This is a genomic window from Pedobacter sp. B4419 (assembly GCF_059693725.1).
Window position 1 is genome coordinate 2168977 of record NZ_JCASSL010000002.1, and the last position, 18740, is coordinate 2187716.

Consider the following 18740-nt stretch of genomic DNA (forward strand, 5'->3'; position numbering starts at 1 on the left):
CTCTCTATATGATGTCCTGTAAAGTGGTTCCCCTAATGCTTTTGTTGCTAACGGGCTTCTATGCTTGTTCGCCAGACCCAAAATCGGGAGCTAGGGATTCTAATGCAGCCACTTCATCCTCAACTACCTCAGCTAAGGGCCAGTCTTTTGTAATAGTAGACAGTTTGAAAAAGCTTTTCGCCGTTGCAGATACCCTACAGCCCATGTACGAAAACGATACCGTAGACAGGGTCGCCAACCTTAACGCCACCATTGCATCCACATTAGAAACTGTCCTCCAAGACCCTGAAATTACCAGACAAAACCTCAAGGCTTTACTGCAGGCTCCTGGATTAAATATCATCCATTCTGACGATGAAAAACTTTGGCTGTTTAACTGGTACGAGAATACAGGTGGCAGTTTCAAGAGCAACATCAGCATGGTGCATTATAAAACACAATCGGGGCAGGCAAAAGCAGCCTACGATGATATCATCGGAACAGAACAAGGAAATCTTTTTCCTTCTGCAGGCGCTTGGTTCGATAAAATTTATAAGCTGAGGTCTAAAAAGAACCTGTACTTGTGCTTAGGTTCAGGTATAGGCTGCAATACTTGCATTTTTCAAACGGCGGTAGTGGTTGAGCTGGAACAAGACAAGGCAAACTTTAACTACGATGCATTTGATGCCCCTAGTGATGATGCGATCTCTTATGGCGAAAACAACAGCTCCTGCCTTACATTGGGAGCAAGGCTTGAAGACATTGAAACTTTTGCCTTCGATCCGAAAACCCAAACCCTTACCCTTATTTACCTGACTGATGACTTGACGCCTATCCAGCGTGCAGAAGGAGAAAAACAAAAACGAGTAGTTAGAAAGCTGGTTTTTAACGGCACCCGCTTTGTAGGTAATGCCTTCGGATAGCCCTTATTGTCAAGTGGTCTTTGTGACATGGCCGATTTTTTCTTACTTTTGTATCCTCCAACAAAAGCAAACATCAATGTAGGATTTAATTTCTTTCACGAAAAATAAACAAGGCTGCTATCAAGCCTGTATTTGTTCACGTTTAAAAGAAAGGAATTTATGCTTACGCTTCAAGATGTAGTCTATGCACATCCCAATAAAGATATATTATTCGATGAGTTAAACCTCGTCGTTAACAAACACGATAAAATTGCCCTGTTGGGGAACAATGGCAGCGGAAAATCTACTCTGCTGCAAATTTTGGCAGGCCGCTTAATGCCGCTTGGTGGAAGGGTACAAACAGAGGCCGAACCTTATCTCGTACCTCAGGTTTTCGGACAGTTTAACCATTACACTGTAGCATCAGCCTTAGGAGTTGCGCCCAAACTTGATGCGCTTAACCAAATACTGGCAGGCGAGGCAAGCGACGAAAACATGAACCTGCTCGATAACGACTGGGCCATTGAAGAACGTTGCCAAATGGCTTTTGAACACTGGAAACTGGATGGGATTTCATTGTCGCAAACGATGGAAAGCCTAAGCGGGGGACAAAAAACAAAGATTTTCTTGGCGGGTATTTGGGTGCATCGGCCAGAAATTGTATTGCTCGATGAGCCCAGCAATCATTTAGATGCCCAAGGCAGAAAGCTGCTTTATGATTATATACAAACCACTAAAAATACCTTGGTGGTGGTAAGCCACGATCGGACATTGTTAAATAAGCTCGATACCGTGTACGAATTGAGCCCGCAAGGCATTGCCGTATATGGTGGCAATTACGATTTTTATACCGAACAAAAGGCAATTGCCAGCGAGGCTTTGAACAATGATCTTAAAAGTAAGGAAAAAGCTTTGCGCAAGGCGAAGGAAATAGAAAAAGAAGCCTTGGAACGCCAACAAAAGCTCGATGCCCGGGGCAAGAAAAAACAAGAAAAGGCCGGGATGCCCACCATTGTAATGAACAGCTTGCGCAACAGTGCCGAAAGAAGTACGGCCCAAATGAAAGGTGTACATGCCGAAAAGGTTGGCGCGATTGCACAAGAACTGCAACAGTTGCGCCAGCATAGGTCTCAAACCGACCAAATGAAGCTCGATTTGGTCCATGCTTCCCTGCATAAAGGAAAAATGTTAATTGAGGCGAATGCAATTAATTTTGCTTTTAGCGATCATTTGTTGTGGAAGAATCCCGTCAGCTTTAAGCTAAGTAGCGGTGAACGTTGGGCGATTAAAGGCGCAAATGGCTCAGGCAAAACTACTTTGCTTAAAATGATGCTGGGCCAATTGGATCCTTCGCAAGGAACAATGGAAAGGGCAATGGTACAAGCCATTTACATCGATCAGGATTATACCCTCATCAACAACAAGCTCAGCGTGTACGAACAGGCACAATTTTTCAATACCGGCGCCCTGCAAGAACATGAGGTGAAGATCCGGCTCAACAGGTTTTTGTTTGGCAAAGCAGATTGGGATAAACCTTGTAGCGCATTAAGCGGAGGCGAGAAAATGCGGCTCATGCTTTGTTCTTTAACCATTGCCAACCAGGCACCCGATTTAATCGTATTAGACGAGCCTACGAATAACCTCGATTTGCAGCACATCGCCATCCTAACTACGGCCATCAACGAATATCAGGGTACGCTATTGGTCGTGTCTCACGATGAATATTTCTTGGAGCAGATAGGCGTAAGCGATACCCTTATGCTGGAAGGATAATGAGCATTGTTTGAATTTTGCAATCATCTGTTTGAAACAAGCTAACGCTGCCATCCATGAACTCGGCAACTTTGTATCATAAAAAAACAAAAAGATGAGTACTAAAAAAACATGGTTAATCACTGGAGCCTCTAAAGGTTTAGGCTTGGCTTTGGTAAATAGGCTTTTGCAGGAAGGCTATCAAGTGGCAGCGACTTCAAGAACCGTTGAAGGATTAAAAGCAGCCGTAAACACAACAAGTGAAAATTTCTTGCCTTTGGCAATGGATCTTTTGGATGAAAAAGATGTACAACAAAAAATAGCAGAAGCAGCTACACATTTCGGGAGTATCGATGTGGTGGTGAACAATGCAGGCTATGGCCAGATTGGTGGCTTGGAAGAATTGAGCGACGCCGAATCGAGAGCCAATTTTGACGTGAACGTTTTTGGATCACTGAATGTCATCCGTCAGGCTTTGCCGTATTTGAGAGCACAAAAAAGCGGACATATTTTCAATATTTCTTCAATCGGAGGTTTTTCTGGCGGTTTTCCGGCATTTGGTATCTACTGCGCATCGAAGTTTGCCGTTCATGGATTTACTGAATCGCTTTACCATGAAGCCAAGCCTTTTGGAATTGATGTAACCTTGGTGATGCCGGGCTATTTCAGGACCAATTTCTTGGGAGAAGGTTCTATTGCAGCGCCAAAACAAGAGATCGAGGCCTATAAAAATGTGCGCGAAGTACAATTGGCCCATCAAAACCAGATCAATGCCAATCAGCCTGGCGATCCAGATAAAGCTGCTGCGGCCATGATCAATGTGGCTAATCAAGAAAATGCGCCTTTGCATTTGTTCCTTGGCGAAGATGCTTATAAAGCGGCCGAACAGAAAATAGAACTTGTGCAAAAAGACATGGAGTTTTACCGCCAATTGGCTACTTCAACTTCATTTAGCGATTAAAAGACTTGAGCAATTTGTCATTCTGAGCACAGCGAAGAATCCATTATAAAGAGATTCCTCGTTGCACTCGGAATGACAGATTCTGTTTAAAATGTTTTAAATTTACAATATGGGTACTGTAGAAACACTGGAAGATTTTTACCAACGCAAGTTCAATTTAAAGGACGAAAATGTGAATGCGGATCTGGGCCATTTTAACGTATTTAGGCTGGAAGATTGCGCTGGACCAGGCAAGCCACCAGTTGAATACAGCAGGCGTGATTTTTACAAGATCGCGCTTATGCGTGGCAGGCACCTTTACCATTATGGCGATAAAACCCTAGAGGTTAATGGCAGTACGCTGATGTTCTTTAATCCGCAAACACCTTATACCTTTGAGGCACTGACTGAAGATGCCAGCGGTTTTTTCTGCATTTTTAAGGATGCCTTCTTTACTGAGCATATCCGCGGAAGCCTAAAAGAACTGCCCATGTATTCTCCGACGGGCAAACCCGCCTATTTGCTCAATGCCAAGCAAGATGAGCTGATGGCCAGTATCTTCGAGAAAATGCTTGAGGAAATCAAATCTGATTACGCATTTAAGTTCGATTTGATCCGCAATTATATCATGGAGATGATCCACGGGGCGCTAAAGTTAGAACCTTCTGAAAAACTGTATCAGCATGCCGATGCCAACGCACGCATTGCCAGTGTTTTTACCGAATTGCTGGAACGCCAGTTTCCTATCGAATCGCCTTCACAGCAGTTTGCCTTAAGATCGGCCAAAGATTTTGCCAGCAAGCTCAATGTGCACACCAATCATCTCAACAGGGCCATTAAATTGGTTACCGGAAAAACCACTACGGCACACATTGCCGAACGATTGGTGGCCGAAGCCATCGCCTTGTTAAAGCATACGAGCTGGAACGTGGCCGAAATAAGTTATTGTCTGGGCTTTGAAGCACCTGCGCATTTCAATAATTTTTTCAGGAAACATACCCAGCAAACCCCAAGGGCATTTAGGGTATAAATAAGGTCGAAAGAGAGCGCATCATTTAATACGCCAGATCAAAAACTAAAGCCAAAACATAGACTTGATTAAATCCCATTGGGCAATAGCCTTGTGGGATTTTACGTAAAAACTATCCTTGTCTCTCCTTGATCAGCACCAACGCCCTTTGTAAAAAGCTTTTCATTTTGAGTTGTTCTTCCACCTCTAAAATGGCTTGCATCAGGTTATTTTGGGTGTTGATCAGGTCGGCGGTGGCTTCGGTAATCACTTCCCAGGCAGGACCCATTTGGTCAATCAGTTGTTGGCCCTTGCTGCTCAGTTGCAATAGGCGTTTGCGCTCATCGCTTTTGTCTTTTTTGGAGCGAATGATTTTTTCTTTCTCCAATTCTTTGAGCAAAGTAATGGTAGAGGGGTGGGTATAACCGATTTCGGCAGCAATTTCTACAACGCTCAGCACATTCTTTTTATGCAACACGTAAATCACCGGAAACCATTTGGGCTCGAAGCTGATGCCCATCTCCTTGTAAATTTCCAGACCGTCTTTACGGATACGGTCGCTCAGCCGCTGGAGCCTTGTTGAAAGGGCTAAAATACCCGCCTCGTCTATTACATTCATTGCTGTTTCTTTAAGTTCAGGTGATAAAAAAGATTATCTACCTGCATCCTCGGAAAATATGAAGGCAAATGATCGGCCTCGATTTTTTGAAAACCATTGCGCTCGTAAAAACGCTGGGCCGCATTCATTTGTGCTATCGTTCCGAGGTAAATATCTGTAATATTTTCGGCTTCGCAATAAGCGATCAAATTGTTGAGCAGTTGTTGGGCAATGCTTTTTTCCTTGCCCCTAAATTCCTCCTTCACAAACATTTTCCGAATGGCACCGGCCTGATGACCAATAGAGAGGAGGGCAATGGTACCTACCAGTTCATCGTTGCTAAAGGCGCCCCAAAAATTACCGCCGGGTTGCTGGTAATAGGTTTCGATGTCTAGCAGGTCGGGCTGATCGTTAACGGTTATCGATACGTTAAATTCCAGTTGCTGGATGGGTAAAATCAGTTCAACAACCTGATCCACAAAGCTGTTGTCTAAGGGTTTGATCTGTTCCTGTAATTTCATGAACCAAATATACGTAGTTAACTACGTATATTTAAATATAAATTGTCAATTTTTTCTGACTGATTTTAGCTCGGTTGACTTTTTATGGCTTTTCTGTTGCCTAGCAGGCTCTGAGGCAACATTTTCCATCTCGGCAGAGAAGATGACACTGGCAATTTTCCACTGTCCGTTTGCTCTAATCAGGCCCCAACTTTCTTCTCCCCAGTTCAGCTTTTTACCTTTTGACCAATAACTGTAATCGAAGGTAATGGTAGCCATGCGCTCATCGCCATCCATGCGTACATTGTAGAATTTTTCTTCCTCGCCTCCGCCTTCCGCTATAATGCTGCGGATAAAACTTTGCGGACTGCTTTTGAAATAGTTTTTGTTAACCTTGCTGTTCTTTTTTACAAACGATTGGTAGCTTTTTTCTTTGTCAACGCCAACCCACGTTACCGGACCATCGAAAAAAAGACCATAAAATTTTACGCTGTCTCTTTCTTTGATGCTGTCCATAAAATCCTGCACCACTTTTCCGAGTTCTTTGCGGGTTTGGATGTCTGTGTCTTGAACTAGATCAGGTGTATCAAATGGAACGCTTGTCCATAAAGAAAAAATCAGGGCGATTAAGGTCGTTTTCATCTGTTTGCTTTTTCTGTAAAACTAGCAGGTAATCGAATGCAAAATTTAGTAAACAGCCGAATAGCGACTTATCGTCGACAGAAAGTGACTTGTGGTCGACTAGTAGACAAGTGCCGTTTTGTTGGTAGTTCTAGCAAGAAACGGGTGGCAACAAATCTTGCTTTTCGGTATCTTTGTGTAATGGAACACTTGTTGGACAATCCGATCTACCATGCCCTGAAATCGGCGCATGGCGTTTTTGCAAAAGGAACCGAAAACGTAAAGTATTATCAAGAAGAGGTGGCTTCTTTTGCCGGCCTCAAGCAGAACAGCGGAGAAGAATTTAACGAACTTTATCAGATCAGTCCGGCTGCGAGCACTTTTGTGGTTTTTAGTCCAACGAGATTGGCCATTCCCGAAAACTGGAAACTGATTGCCCATATTGACATGTTTCAATTCGTTTATGAGCATCCAACTATCCCGGCAGGTGAGGATGCGGTGTTGACAGAATTGGATAAAGAACATGTAAGCGAAATGATTGCCTTGGTAGAACTGACCCAGCCCGGACCATTTAGGGAAAGGACCATAGAACTGAGCAATTATACCGGCATCATCGACGATAAGCAGCTGGTTGCCATGGCCGGGCATCGGTTTAATCCTACGCCCTACATAGAGGTAAGTGCCGTGTGCACCCATCCCGATCATTTGGGCAAAGGCTATGCCTATATGCTCATCCGCGAACAGATCAAAAGGATCTTGGCCAAAGGCGAAACACCTTTTCTGCATGTGCGCAACGACAATGTTGGTGCCATCAAACTATACGAAAAACTGGGTTTTACCAAGCGTGGCGATATGTTTGCCTATGTAATTCGGAAGGAAACCACAAGCCCAAACCAATAGTGGACTTTATTGTTTTCTAGAAAAGCAAGGTCTAATGTTCTTGGGCTGGTACAGTCCTGCTGTCCGCTTTACTTCGTGTCCGCTCCCATCAGGTTTAAGGAACTTGGAGCCCTGTCGCTATTTTGGTTTCATAGCCCCGCCGGCTAGGAGAGGGAAAAAGGCCAACAGGTAAGTAAGGTTTCTTACACTACCCCAAGTCAAATAGCCCAGATTGCAACGGCATCCTTTTTCGTTGTTAAAACGAAAAAGATACAACGAAAAGCTGGACTGCCCTTAATCTTTGGCAATGGCATTTCGCTCCCAAATAAACGATTAAGATTGCTGGACTAATCTATTATTTTATAACAAGTATGCAATTCACAAGAAAAACGCATCATAGTTTAGAACTACTTTTGTTAAGACCTGTTAAAATTTTGAAAGCCTCAATCCAAACCATTAATTTAATGCGATGAAAATTTTCTTTACGCTTTTACTGTTGCTATGCTTCAATATTTCCTTTTCACAAACCGTACTCATCAAGGGAACCGCACGCGATACCTCGGCTAGGTATAACGAATTTAATGCAGTGAGGGTGATCTTAAACGATACGCTTAGTAAATGGAACAAGGCAAACTCAGCTATGATTTCATCTTTGAGCAAAAAATATAAAAAAGACAGTGCAACCCAATTTATAAAACTGATAGATGGGAATATGAAAAAGTCTATGCAGCTAAGTCGGGATACCAATTTGGTGGTGAAAACAAAACCCGACCGGACATTCCAAATCAAGGCAGATTTGAAAGACAGTCTTTACTTTAGTGCGTATAGGTACATTACCCAAAAATATGCGGTGGCAGATTTGATCAAAATGGATAAAATAAATATCCTTTTAGAGCCAGAAGTTTGTATGGAGCGTGAAAAATGCGAGGATAAAAATCCGAAACACTACGTGGTCATTGCCGAAAAGATAGACATTAAACGGATTGATCCTTATTATTGCGATCAGTCTTTCCCTTTCGATGGACAGTATGTATCAAAATATAAATTGCTCAAAACCATGTATGGCAGCACTTTGCCAGATACCATTAATTTTACGGCATTTGACCATTATGGAACACCAAAGTTTGCCAGCTATAAGTACGTAATGCTCTTTTTGAGCGAGTATTGTGGCAAACTCTATCATGAAAAATATCAGTTCTTTGATGTTTACCCTACAAAAGATGGACGTTGGGCGAGGCCGGGCGATCCCTATCGCTTTGATAGGCATTGGCAACAGGACATCAAAACCGTTAAGCTGGCCTTCAAAAACAACCTGTCTTTTGACATTGAAGACGAGTATGACCATGTGGTTAAAGAAGAATATCCCACACCTTATTTCCGGATCGAAAAGAACAAGGCATATCCTTTAACTGGGGTTTATTCAGAAGATTTGCTGGAGATTAAAAAAAATGGCGTGTTAAAGGCGAGAGGGATTGAGCTGAAATAGATTCGGCTCGTTTACCCTCCTTATTTGTCTCTTTTGTACAGCTTTGTTTGTTAAACTTTTCGAGAACTTAGTTGTTCAATTTAAAACCATGAGAAAGCTAATTGTACAGGAGTTTGTAACCATTGACGGATTTGCGGCATCGCTTGATGGAGGCATCAGGTTTATGGAACTGCAGGGCGTAAACCAACCACTCGAACACGCGCAATGCAAATTAATGGAAAATGTAGACCTGATCATATTGGGCCGTAAAACCTATGAAATGTTTGCGCCTTATTGGCCAAAGGCCGATCCGAAAGAAGAGCCTATCGCAATGCCTATCCAAAAAACACCTTGGCTCATCTTCTCTAATACCTTAAGTGAGGCTCCACGTGGTCATTTAAGTCCTGCAAGCATCAGCAAAAACGATCCGGCAACTGAACTGGATAATCTAAAGCGACAAGCAGGCGGAGACATCATTTTATGGGGAAGCCTTTCCATCGTTCAACAATTGCTCGATGCACAATGTGTAGATGAATTGCATCTCATTGTATATCCTTCGGTTATAGGTACGGGCTTGCGCTTTTTCCCTGAAGCAGGCCTGCCTAAAGAGCTGAAACTAATCGATGCCCAGGTGTTCGACGGTAGGGCCACCTTGCTTCGCTATGTGTTAAATGCCTAATCTTATTTTCTGCCCAATATTTGGCTTGTATATGGCGCAACGTTGAAAATTGTATTATTTTAGCGTGCTAAGCAAGCAGCAGGCAAATGGACAAAGGCATTTTAGTAGGGATTATTAGTTTTGTTACGGTTTTCGTATCGTTCATCCTGTCCCTTTTTCTGCTTACGGTCAAGACAAAAAACAAATTGCCCAACATTCTATTTGCGGTTTTTATCATTCTTAGCGCAATAGATATCAGCGGGTTCTTTAGCTACTATTTTTTGCTGAACCACCTCAATTGGGAGATGCTGAGGAGCAACTCTTCCCTGCTGATCATGCCCTTTTTTTACCTTTATGTGCTGGCCGCCTGTTATGCTGATTTTAAACTAAAGCCTAAACACCTTCTGCACATCATTCCTTTCCTTATTGCAAACATGGTAGTGAGCAAAGGCTTGTATTTTGCAGATGTAGCTACGAAAACGCAGTTTTTCGAAAATTACATGAGCCAGCTAGAAAATATTGCCTTGCGGATTTTAAATGATCTGCAGTTTATTGGTTATATCGTGGCTATTTTCCTCACCTTAAAAAAATACAAGAAAATCTATCAGGAGAACTATACCGATCCTACCATTATCACCTACAAGTGGCTTTTTCAGTTGGCCATGATTTCGGTAATCGCCCATAGCATTGTAACTATTAAAAATGTGCTTATCTATACCAACACCGAGGTTTCTGTTTGGGCAAGTTTATTGGTTGGAGTGATTGCCCTTGGCGTATTATGCTGGTTTGTTTTAAAAGCATTGTATCATCCTGAGCTTTTTAGGGGCGTCGATTCTAAACTGGAATTGGTTAAAGATATCCTGCCGGGAACTCAAAACGGCACCGCTAATCGTGAAGTAAGTGAAGAACAACAGGAGATAGGCAGGAAAATTAGCGAGCTTAAAGCATTTATGGAGAGAGACGAGCCTTTTTTAGCGCCATCTTTAAGCATACAAGATTTGGCAGATCAAACGAAGATGCCGGTAAAAGAGCTTTCTGTTTTGATTAACCATTACCAAGACCAGCATTTTTTCGATTTTGTAAACGAATACCGTATCCAAAAAGCAATGCAACTCTTAAAAGATCCGGCCAAGCGCAATCTCAATGTGCAGGAAATCTTGTATGCAGTAGGTTTTAACTCCAAATCTTCTTTTAATACGGCATTTAAAAAATATACCAATCAAACACCAACACAATATAGAACTGGCTGATTGATAATGGCTTGAAAAAAGTCGTACGAGGTAAAAAAGAAAGTCGAACCCATTAAAAAGGTTCGACTTTTTTTGTCGGACGTTTTTGCGGTTTCGCTTGGACAACTTTGATCCAACAAATCACAACAACATCATGAACAGAATTCAAATCATTGCCTTTTTCATCCTGCTTCCATTCTGGGCAAAGGCACAAGTACAATTAAGGGGAAACGTTAAAAACAATGAAGCACCTATTGGCTGGGCTAATGTAGTTTTATCAGATCAGCAAGGCAAAATTGCTTCGGGCACCTTAACTAAAGAAGATGGTTCTTTCGAATTGCAATTGAAGCCGGGTCTTTATAAAATCAAGATCAGCTTTTTGGGTTTTGATACTTGGGAAAAAGAAATACAGCTAGAGAAAAATACCGATTTAGGCGTCGTTCAGCTCAAAGAACAACAAGGCAAATTGAATGAAGTAGTGATTGTTTCCAAAAGAAAAATGATAGAATATAAAGCAGATCGCTTGATCTTTAATGTAGAGGGAAACATAACTGCAACAGGTGGGAATGCCCTTAATGCTTTAAGTGTTGCGCCAGGCGTAATGGTACAAAATGGATCAATTAGCCTATTGGGTAAAGGCACTTCGAGGATAATGATCAACGGGCGTTTGTTGGAGCTTAGCGGTACAGAACTGATCAGTTACCTCAATTCGATCGCGGCTAGCGATATCAAAAGCATCGAGGTGATTGCTAATCCTCCCGCTAAATACGAAGCCGGTGGAGATGGCGGGCTGATCAATATTATTTTGAAGAAAGGAATGCAAAACTCATGGAAAAACACCAGCAACTTAGCCTACGATCAAAATGCCTATGGTTTTTTAAGCCTGCGCAATAGTTTCTTCTACAACAAAAACAAAGTTAAGTTTTCGGTTAATGCAGGCGGAAGGATTGGTTATCAAAAGTCAAAAGAAACGCTGGATACCTATTATCCAAAAGGTAATTGGGAGCTGCAGACTGCCGGAAAACAAAAGCAGGATAATGCTTCAACTGGTGTGGCTTTCGATTACGACCTTTCCAATCGTACCACAATTGGGGTTCAGTACCTCGGGAATTTTAACAGCCCAGATCGCAGCGACTTCACCAAAACCAATATTTATAATGCTGGCCATGGCATCGATTCACTACTGACCAATACCGCTCAAAATGATTTGTACAACAGAAGCAATACCTATAATGCCCACCTGCTTTCAAAGCTGGATACCTTAGGCAGAAAGCTGTCTGTAGATGTAGATCATTTTACCTACAAGTCAGGCGTAGATAACAACTTTGTGGCCAAAACCTATCTGCCTGATGGTCATTTCCTGAACGTGAATCAGGCGGCTAAAAATGCATCGATGCAACATATCGTAAATACCAGTATAAAGGTAGATGTGGAGCAACCTTTGAAATTTGCAAACCTGTCTTATGGGGCAAAAGCGAGCTTCATTAAAAGCAATGCCAATATCCAATACTTTAATACCGTTAGCGGCAATCCGGTACTCGATCCAAACCGTTCAAATGCTTTCGAATACCAAGAAAACAATCAGGCTATTTACTTGAGCGGCACTAAGCAATTGAATGAAAAATTGAGTCTACAATTGGGCTTAAGGCTAGAAAACACTCAAACCGAAGGCTATTCGAGCACCTTAGGTCAAAAGCATACCAATAACTACCCGAAACTGTTCCCAACTTTTTATATGGCTTACAAAGCGACGGCTAATCATAACTTTTTGTTTAATTATGGCCGAAGAATAAACAGACCGAGCTTTGCCAATTTAAATCCTTTCCGTTCTTATATCAACAGCAACAGCTATTCGGAAGGCAATCCTTTTTTAAGGCCATCGTTTAACGATAATTTTGATTGGAGCTATGTGTATAAAGGCAAGTTGAGAACCAATATTTTCTTTAATGTTACTACAGATGGCTTTGGTGTCATATTTAGCTCAGACCCTCAAACCAACACCCAAATTATCAGCAGACAGAACTATTTTAGAGAATATTATTATGGCATTGGCGAGAATTATTCGGCCGACATTGCCTCTTGGTGGCAGAGCGAAAACCTGATTTACCTTTTGGGCTCAAAAAGCAGGTTCGCCAACGGAATCAATGCAGTTCCTGTTAACAATGTACAGCTTTATTTAACTTCTGACCATACCTTTTCCTTAGGTAAAACGCTAAAACTCCAGGCCGATGCCTTTTACAGTTCTCGTGTAAAAAGAGGCTTGTATGAAGTAGGCAACATTTATGGATTGAATTTAGGACTCAGACAGGATTTGTTTAAAGGCAAACTGCAAGCAGCGGCTTTGGCCAATGATATTTTCAATACCGCTTACCTGAAAGACTATACCTCGGTAGTAAACGGCATTAAACAAGTGTACAGCGAAAACAACAGCAGTCGTTTCTTTAGGCTTTCTTTAACCTATAGTTTTGGCAACAACAAAATGGAAGGAAAAAACAGGGCTTTCGGTAATGAGGAAGAGCGTAAAAGGAGTAACTAGCCATTGGCTGATTAGTGAATTAAACTGCCCCCAATGGAATGTCCAAAGGGGACAGTTGATGCATTTCCTTTTAAAACCTCAAATTGTAGCCCAATTGTACCATAAAAGGCACGGTAGGTTTTGTCTTGAAATCTTGTTGGGTTGCCATTCCTGCTTTAAGGTAAATGTCGTGCTTGTTAAGCGAGTAGCCGCCTTGTAGTCCATAGTAAAAGTTGCCACCTGTTGCTGGCTCGTACCAGCCATCTTGAACCGATGGAAAATTTTGCTTGAATTGATCGGTATGTTTGAAATTGCTGACAATGGCCTTGTCAAAACCAACCTCGCCTGCAATAAACCAACGCTTTTTATAAAGTCCGAAATTTACGGCCATGTCGCTGCCAAAATTGGCAATGCGGACATAATTGTTTTGGTAACGCCTAAATATGCCGTAAACTTTGGCGCTGAACCTAAAGCTGTTCAGTTCTAATACGTTGATCTGTCCACCAAATTTGGTCTTAAAATCGTCGGTAAGGCTGCTACCCGAAGGGAAGGAATATTCTAAGTTTAACAAAATGGGCATTTTGGTTTTTAAATGGTAGCCATAGCCAATGCCATAGATAAGACCATATTCTACGCCTACATTCACGTTAAGCAAGTGACTGGTTTCTTTGTTTAAGGCGCCCCAATTTACTTGGGCCTTGGTATAAGAGCTATTTAAAAAAAGTGCAATAATGATTGCGATGATCGTATTTTTCATAGGGATTATTTGAGCGAATTGAAGTAATTGAGCATTGCGGGGAATGTGTTTTGCCATCCCGTTGGGAACGAAAGCATATCGTGTCCGGCGCCCATGGTTTTAAACAAGGCTACATTTGGAAAAGCCGACGAAACTTTTTGCGCATGCGCCAAGCCATAGCTTTTGTTTCTGTCACTATAAATAAAGAATATTTTGGTGGTGTACTGGCGCAGGTTTGTAGTCCAATTGGGTTGTTCCCTGTCGCCGATATCAAAGTAGGCCTCTTGTAAAATGGCGCCAGATCTCCAAAAAGGCAAATCAGCTTCGTTGCCCACATTTGATGCTTCGCCAGTGGTAAGCAATGCATATTTGTAATCGAGAATGGCATGTTCATCGCGTTTGCCCGTAATAAACTGATCCATATAGGTGGCATTGTTGAGTGCCTCGCTGGTGATTATCATCTTGCGTGATCTTTCTACATAGTCTTCCACATCTTTCCAAATCAAACCACCAGGCTCGCCTAGTACCGCTCCGCTAATCGTTGGATGTGATGGGTCTGTGGTGGGGTATTTGTTAAGGTAAGCTCCTGCCAACATCGCTCCCCATGAATGACCCAACAAGAAAACCTTTTGATTGGGCGAGGTTTTGTAATGGCTGATAATTGCATTAATATCATCATAGCTTTGATCTATGCGCTGGTAATGCGAATAAGGGAATCGCTGTGATAAACCAGTGCCTCGTTGATCGTAAAAAACAACGCGATAGCCATGGCTGGCAAATTCCTTGCAATTGAGCAGGTAACGGTAGTCGCCTGCCGGACCGCCATGTAAAACCAGAATAATGGGATCGTTAGGATTGCCAAATGCTTCAGAATGTAAACGGGCACCGTTCACTGTAATTGCTGGTAGGCTCAGGTCTTGGTCTACCGTTTTTGGCACCAGGTTGCCAGGTTCGTTAATTGATCTTTCTTTCATGCATGATGCGAGCAGAGAAAGAATAATGGCAGCGAAGGCCATTAGTTTAAGGTGTTTCATCTTTGTGCTGATTTAATTTTTTTTGACAAAGATGTGCCTGTAGTTATTGTACAGCGCCCCAATAGGTAGGTTGGCACCAATTTCTGTTCGTCATCCTAGACTTGATCCTTCGAAAAAGCCCTTTGCACAAGGCTTGTCTCGAGTAAGATTGCTTGGCGAGCTTGCAATGACGATTATTAAGCCTATTTGGTGAGTTGTAAACGTCAATTGAGCTAGGCAAAAGTCAACTGCTGCTGTTTGAGGTATTCGGTAGGAGAAAGTCCGGTTACTTTTTTAAAGTTGCGGTTAAACGAGGTCTTAGAATTGAAGCCGCAATCAAATGCCAGCGATAATAAGGTGAAGTTTTTATTTTGGGGCAAAGTGATTATCCGCCTCAGTTCTTCCACTCTTTTTTGATTGATGTAATCGTAGAAGTTTTTGTTTTCAATAGAATTGATAACCTGTGATAATACATTAGAATGTACATTAAGCAATGTAGAAAGCTCGCCCAAGGTTAGTTCTGGATCTTTAAACAGCTTTGCCGTTTCCATTTGTTCGGTTAATCTCGAATGGATTTCCTTAGCCGAAAGCTCGGTTAAGGTCGATTTCTCGTATTTTGTTTTGGGCACAAGTTCTTCGGTAGGCTCTACAGTGGCCAATGAATTTGGTACCGTTAACTTGTTGTTTTTGGGTGCATGGTTGAATATGCCTACCTGCCTGATGCCAAAATAGCCGATAAAGAAAGTGAACAAGGTTACAACGCTAAAAATCAGGTAATCTTCGGTGAAGATCACTACAATCCAAATCGCAATAATTCCCCAAATGAGGTAGCGTAACCAGTTCAGGTTGATCCGGTCTATATCTGAAAATTCGTTGGTGATTTTCTTTTTATGCTTGTTGAGCAACCAGAGGGATAACATTACGTAAACTATACCTGAAGCAATTACACAAAGGTTGATATAGAGAACCAGTTCTGTATAGCCTGCTCCATTGTGCTGGTAAACATCTATTTTATGGGCTGTTGGTGCTACAAGAAATTTGGAGATGGCGATATTGGCCAATACAAAAGGCAAAAAATGCCATAGCCAATTCAGTTTTTTGGAAACCTGATTGGTAAGCAACGCGGTATATAGAAACAAAAACGGACCATGAACAAGCGGTAAGGCAATTTCAAATCCCAAGAAATAAGGAGTGTTGAGGTAACGCCCAGTGATCACGATGTAAAAGAATGTCATGTGGATGCCTACCACAAATAGCCAAATGGCTAGGCAAATATCCGACGAAGCCTTCCCCTTTTTGGTGATGAGCAAAATAGAAAGGTAAAATGATATGATGATCCCGATCAGGTAAATCATAAGTGGTAGTTTTGGCGCCTTATCTTGGGTCAAAGATAGTATTTATTAATTCATTGGTTCATTTGTCATTGGTTTGCCTAGCCTTGTGAAAGAATGGTTTGTTATGCAGGGCAGTGCGAAGCATCTATTCTCGAAATAGATTCCTCGTTAAGCTCGGAATGACAAATTGAAAACCAAATCCTAAACAAAAAAGACCGGTCAAGCCGGCCTTTTTATAATAAACAAGCAATCAGCTAGCGTAGCTTTAGTTCTTTGCCAGCTATGTCTTCCCAACGGTAATAATGGAAAGTCTTGTCATCGCTCATGGCCACAAACAAACCATGTTTAAAGGTGTCGTTTAAAGACACATTCACCACATCAGAACCATCGCTTTGCGTGGCTTGTACATTGGCTATTTTCAACAGTTTATGCTCAAAAGGGTTTTTGCTGGTTCCTTCTCTGCTAAAGATCTGAAAACGATTGGCCCCTTGATCTGAGACCAAAATGTAACCTGTACTGTCGCTCAGCTTGTAGATAGAAATGCCTTCATGGTCTGCTTTAAAACCAGTAGTGCCGAAAATGGCCAACTGTTTGTCGCCCTTGCTTGGCTCGGCATAATACTGGCGAACACCAGTTTGCTCATCAGAATAATAGATGTAGCCCAGCTCATTATCAACTGCGATAGATTCAATTTCCTTTTTGCCGCTGTACTCGCCGAATTTGCGGACCAAAGTAGCTTTTACATTGCCCGTGCCATCATCTTCTAATAGGTACTGCCATAAGTAACCACCGGTTTTTGGGCCGTTTTTGCGTCCGGCAATGGCGTACATTTTGCCATCTTTGCTGGTGTAGATCGAAATACCCATCAAATCACGGTATTCTGGACCGGTTTCGCCAACAAAAATATCAATACCACCCTTGTCTACAGGTTTCATATCCGGCAACGAAAAAATGCGGAGCTTATGTGTCATGCGTTCGCTGGCAATGGCAATATCCGTAGGTTTGCCGTTTAGCATCAGGCCATAAGCCAAATCAACATTATTGGGTCTTTTTAAGCCCCTCACAACTTTGTCGGCCACAATTTTTCCGTTCAAGTCGAATACGTAAAGTGCGCCATCTGCATCTTTATCGGTTCCGATCACTAAACTCTGCGCCGGATTTTCCTTGTTGATCCATATCGCAGGATCATCGGTGTCGTATTTTACAGGTTCGGTAATAATTACCGGTTTAATGTTGCTTGTGCTGTTGGTGGTAGGGGTGCCCGAATTGCAAGCTGCCAAAAGCAACAAAGCAAATAGGGGTGTACAGTTCAGTTTGTTCAAATTCATTGGTTAGAGGTTAATGCCATAAGCGCCTACAAAGATAGAGGGCTCTGGTGATACATAAGTAATGCCATTGGCAGTGGTGATTCCTGCTTTATGGTGGCGGGTAAAATTGGTGGTTCCTTTGGTTAAGGCCGGAGAATTGCCTTGCAAGTGGAAATCCCAGGCGGTATTGAAATCAGGACTGGTCATTGCCGTGCCCAGCGGATAATTGACGAATTTCGGGTCATTGTCTCCCGCTTTGGTGCCAATTACATCATTGGTGCCACCTACAATATCGCCTCCTGGCTGAAACTGGTTTACCGTGCTTTGGTCATAGCCATAGTACCAGTTGTTGGTATAAACAGAACGGCTGTCTTCTGGCTTCTTCGGATCGCGTTTTACGCCAAAACGGGTATTGGCAAACAGGTTGTTGTACAAATTGGCGCGCACGGTGCTTTCTAGCCAAACCGAACCACCTTTGGCAGTTGGCCTGCGCCAGCCTGTATTTACGAAAGTATTATTATAGGCAATAATATGGGTTTGCGGAGTTTTATCACCGGCATTAGATAATTTTAAGGCATTGGTATTGGTGCTGTAAACCAAATTGTAGGCGATGTCTGCCAAACAACCTGATTTAAAGTTCATGGCTTCGCCACCGGTTACGCCAGTAGTATAAAAGGCATTGTTGGCGAAAATGATCTTGCCACCTTCAATATAGGTACAGTCTTCTTGCAGATTCCTGAAGATGCTGTTCATTACAATCAATTTGCCATTGGCGTTCGAGAACCAAAGCGCTGGCAGGTTTTCTCCGGCTACTTGTTTGTACAAGCCCATTTTTACCGAGGTTGAAGCATCTGATGTGGTAGCGCCTGCATATTCGATGATGGTATGGTCTAGCACCAGCTCGGCACAACTTGGCGCTGCCAAAATACCGCCCCAAAGCTTGCCAAATTTATTGGCTGGGGTCTTGTAAAAATCGCCAACGGTAAATTTGATCGGATTTTCTATGGTACCCAAGGCATAAAGGTTTCCTTTGACGATGATTTCGGGTTTGGCATCGACATCCATTAGTACGGTTACTCCTTCTTCAATGGTAAGGGTTTTCCCTTCGGGAATAATGATATCACCCTTAATTAATTGGGTGCTTCCTTTTGCCCATACGCCCGAAACTTCGCCCATGGCCGAACCGTTCCCCGGTGTAGTATCTACATCAACATTTGCTTTCTCGCAACCTGCAAAGGCTATTGCCAGCAGTAGGAAGATGTTAAAAATCTGTTTAAAGTTCATTGCTTTTAAATTTGATGTG

Annotated in this window: 17 protein-coding genes; 9 read left to right on the plus strand and 8 right to left on the minus strand. The window is 42.4% G+C overall.

Features of this window, described 5'->3' with window-relative positions; genetic code table 11:
• Positions 1-8 precede the first annotated feature (8 nt).
• From AC570H_RS20895 to AC570H_RS20910, 4 genes are all read left to right on the plus strand, one after another.
• On the plus strand, positions 9-902 hold the full coding sequence (locus AC570H_RS20895) for a hypothetical protein (RefSeq protein WP_497358562.1): 894 nt from the start codon (positions 9-11) through the stop codon (positions 900-902).
• Between the two features lie 159 nt (positions 903-1061).
• Entirely contained in the window at positions 1062-2654 is a 1593-nt protein-coding gene (locus AC570H_RS20900) for an ABC-F family ATP-binding cassette domain-containing protein (RefSeq protein ID WP_497358564.1), read from the plus strand.
• A 94-nt stretch (positions 2655-2748) separates the two neighbouring features.
• Positions 2749-3594 carry an oxidoreductase gene (locus AC570H_RS20905; protein ID WP_497358566.1) on the plus strand — a complete coding sequence of 282 codons (846 nt, stop codon included), beginning with the start codon at positions 2749-2751 and terminating at the stop codon, positions 3592-3594.
• 109 nt (positions 3595-3703) lie between these two features.
• Positions 3704-4603 (plus strand): helix-turn-helix domain-containing protein, encoded by a 900-nt coding sequence (locus tag AC570H_RS20910; protein ID WP_497358569.1) that lies wholly within the window; start codon positions 3704-3706, stop codon positions 4601-4603.
• A 112-nt stretch (positions 4604-4715) separates the two neighbouring features.
• Here the strand turns inward: AC570H_RS20910 and AC570H_RS20915 are convergent, their stop codons facing one another.
• From AC570H_RS20915 to AC570H_RS20925, 3 genes are read right to left on the minus strand one after another with little or no spacing between them, the layout of a single operon-like run.
• The gene (locus tag AC570H_RS20915) at positions 4716-5201 is read right to left on the minus strand and encodes a MarR family winged helix-turn-helix transcriptional regulator (protein WP_497358572.1); all 486 of its coding nucleotides are present in this window, start codon (positions 5199-5201) and stop codon (positions 4716-4718) included.
• On the minus strand, positions 5198-5701 hold the full coding sequence (locus tag AC570H_RS20920; RefSeq protein ID WP_497358574.1) for a GNAT family N-acetyltransferase: 504 nt from the start codon (positions 5699-5701) through the stop codon (positions 5198-5200). Before AC570H_RS20920 ends, AC570H_RS20915 begins: the two co-directional genes overlap by 4 nt.
• 45 nt (positions 5702-5746) lie before the next feature.
• Complete coding sequence (locus AC570H_RS20925; RefSeq protein ID WP_497358576.1) at positions 5747-6322, minus strand: hypothetical protein; 576 nt, start codon at positions 6320-6322, stop codon at positions 5747-5749.
• A 180-nt stretch (positions 6323-6502) separates the two neighbouring features.
• Here AC570H_RS20925 and AC570H_RS20930 point away from each other — a divergent pair, with 180 nt between their 5' ends.
• The 5 genes from AC570H_RS20930 to AC570H_RS20950 all read left to right on the plus strand — a co-directional run bounded on the left by AC570H_RS20930 (position 6503) and on the right by AC570H_RS20950 (position 13068).
• Positions 6503-7201, plus strand: coding sequence for a GNAT family N-acetyltransferase (locus AC570H_RS20930; protein ID WP_497358578.1), 699 nt, complete (start codon positions 6503-6505; stop codon positions 7199-7201).
• 448 nt (positions 7202-7649) lie between these two features.
• The gene (locus AC570H_RS20935) at positions 7650-8666 is read left to right on the plus strand and encodes a hypothetical protein (protein WP_497358579.1); all 1017 of its coding nucleotides are present in this window, start codon (positions 7650-7652) and stop codon (positions 8664-8666) included.
• 88 nt (positions 8667-8754) lie between these two features.
• Positions 8755-9324 carry a dihydrofolate reductase family protein gene (locus AC570H_RS20940; RefSeq protein WP_497358582.1) on the plus strand — a complete coding sequence of 190 codons (570 nt, stop codon included), beginning with the start codon at positions 8755-8757 and terminating at the stop codon, positions 9322-9324.
• 86 nt (positions 9325-9410) lie between these two features.
• Positions 9411-10553 carry a helix-turn-helix domain-containing protein gene (locus tag AC570H_RS20945; protein WP_497358584.1) on the plus strand — a complete coding sequence of 381 codons (1143 nt, stop codon included), beginning with the start codon at positions 9411-9413 and terminating at the stop codon, positions 10551-10553.
• 133 nt (positions 10554-10686) lie between these two features.
• Positions 10687-13068, plus strand: coding sequence for a TonB-dependent receptor (locus AC570H_RS20950; protein WP_497358586.1), 2382 nt, complete (start codon positions 10687-10689; stop codon positions 13066-13068).
• 70 nt (positions 13069-13138) lie between these two features.
• On the opposite strand, the gene AC570H_RS20955 is transcribed toward AC570H_RS20950, so the two are convergent.
• The 5 genes from AC570H_RS20955 to AC570H_RS20975 all read right to left on the minus strand — a co-directional run bounded on the left by AC570H_RS20955 (position 13139) and on the right by AC570H_RS20975 (position 18721).
• Positions 13139-13804 (minus strand): hypothetical protein, encoded by a 666-nt coding sequence (locus tag AC570H_RS20955; RefSeq protein ID WP_497358588.1) that lies wholly within the window; start codon positions 13802-13804, stop codon positions 13139-13141.
• Positions 13805-13809: 5 nt separating this feature from the next.
• Entirely contained in the window at positions 13810-14817 is a 1008-nt protein-coding gene (locus AC570H_RS20960; RefSeq protein WP_497358590.1) for an alpha/beta fold hydrolase, read from the minus strand.
• A gap of 212 nt (positions 14818-15029) precedes the next feature.
• Positions 15030-16151: a helix-turn-helix domain-containing protein gene (locus tag AC570H_RS20965; RefSeq protein ID WP_497358592.1), complete on the minus strand. Its 1122-nt coding sequence runs from the start codon at positions 16149-16151 to the stop codon at positions 15030-15032.
• A 233-nt stretch (positions 16152-16384) separates the two neighbouring features.
• Positions 16385-17458: a phytase gene (locus AC570H_RS20970; RefSeq protein ID WP_497358594.1), complete on the minus strand. Its 1074-nt coding sequence runs from the start codon at positions 17456-17458 to the stop codon at positions 16385-16387.
• Between the two features lie 3 nt (positions 17459-17461).
• A complete protein-coding gene (locus AC570H_RS20975; RefSeq protein ID WP_497358596.1) occupies positions 17462-18721 on the minus strand; it encodes a right-handed parallel beta-helix repeat-containing protein in 1260 nt (419 codons plus the stop codon).
• Positions 18722-18740 lie beyond the last annotated feature (19 nt).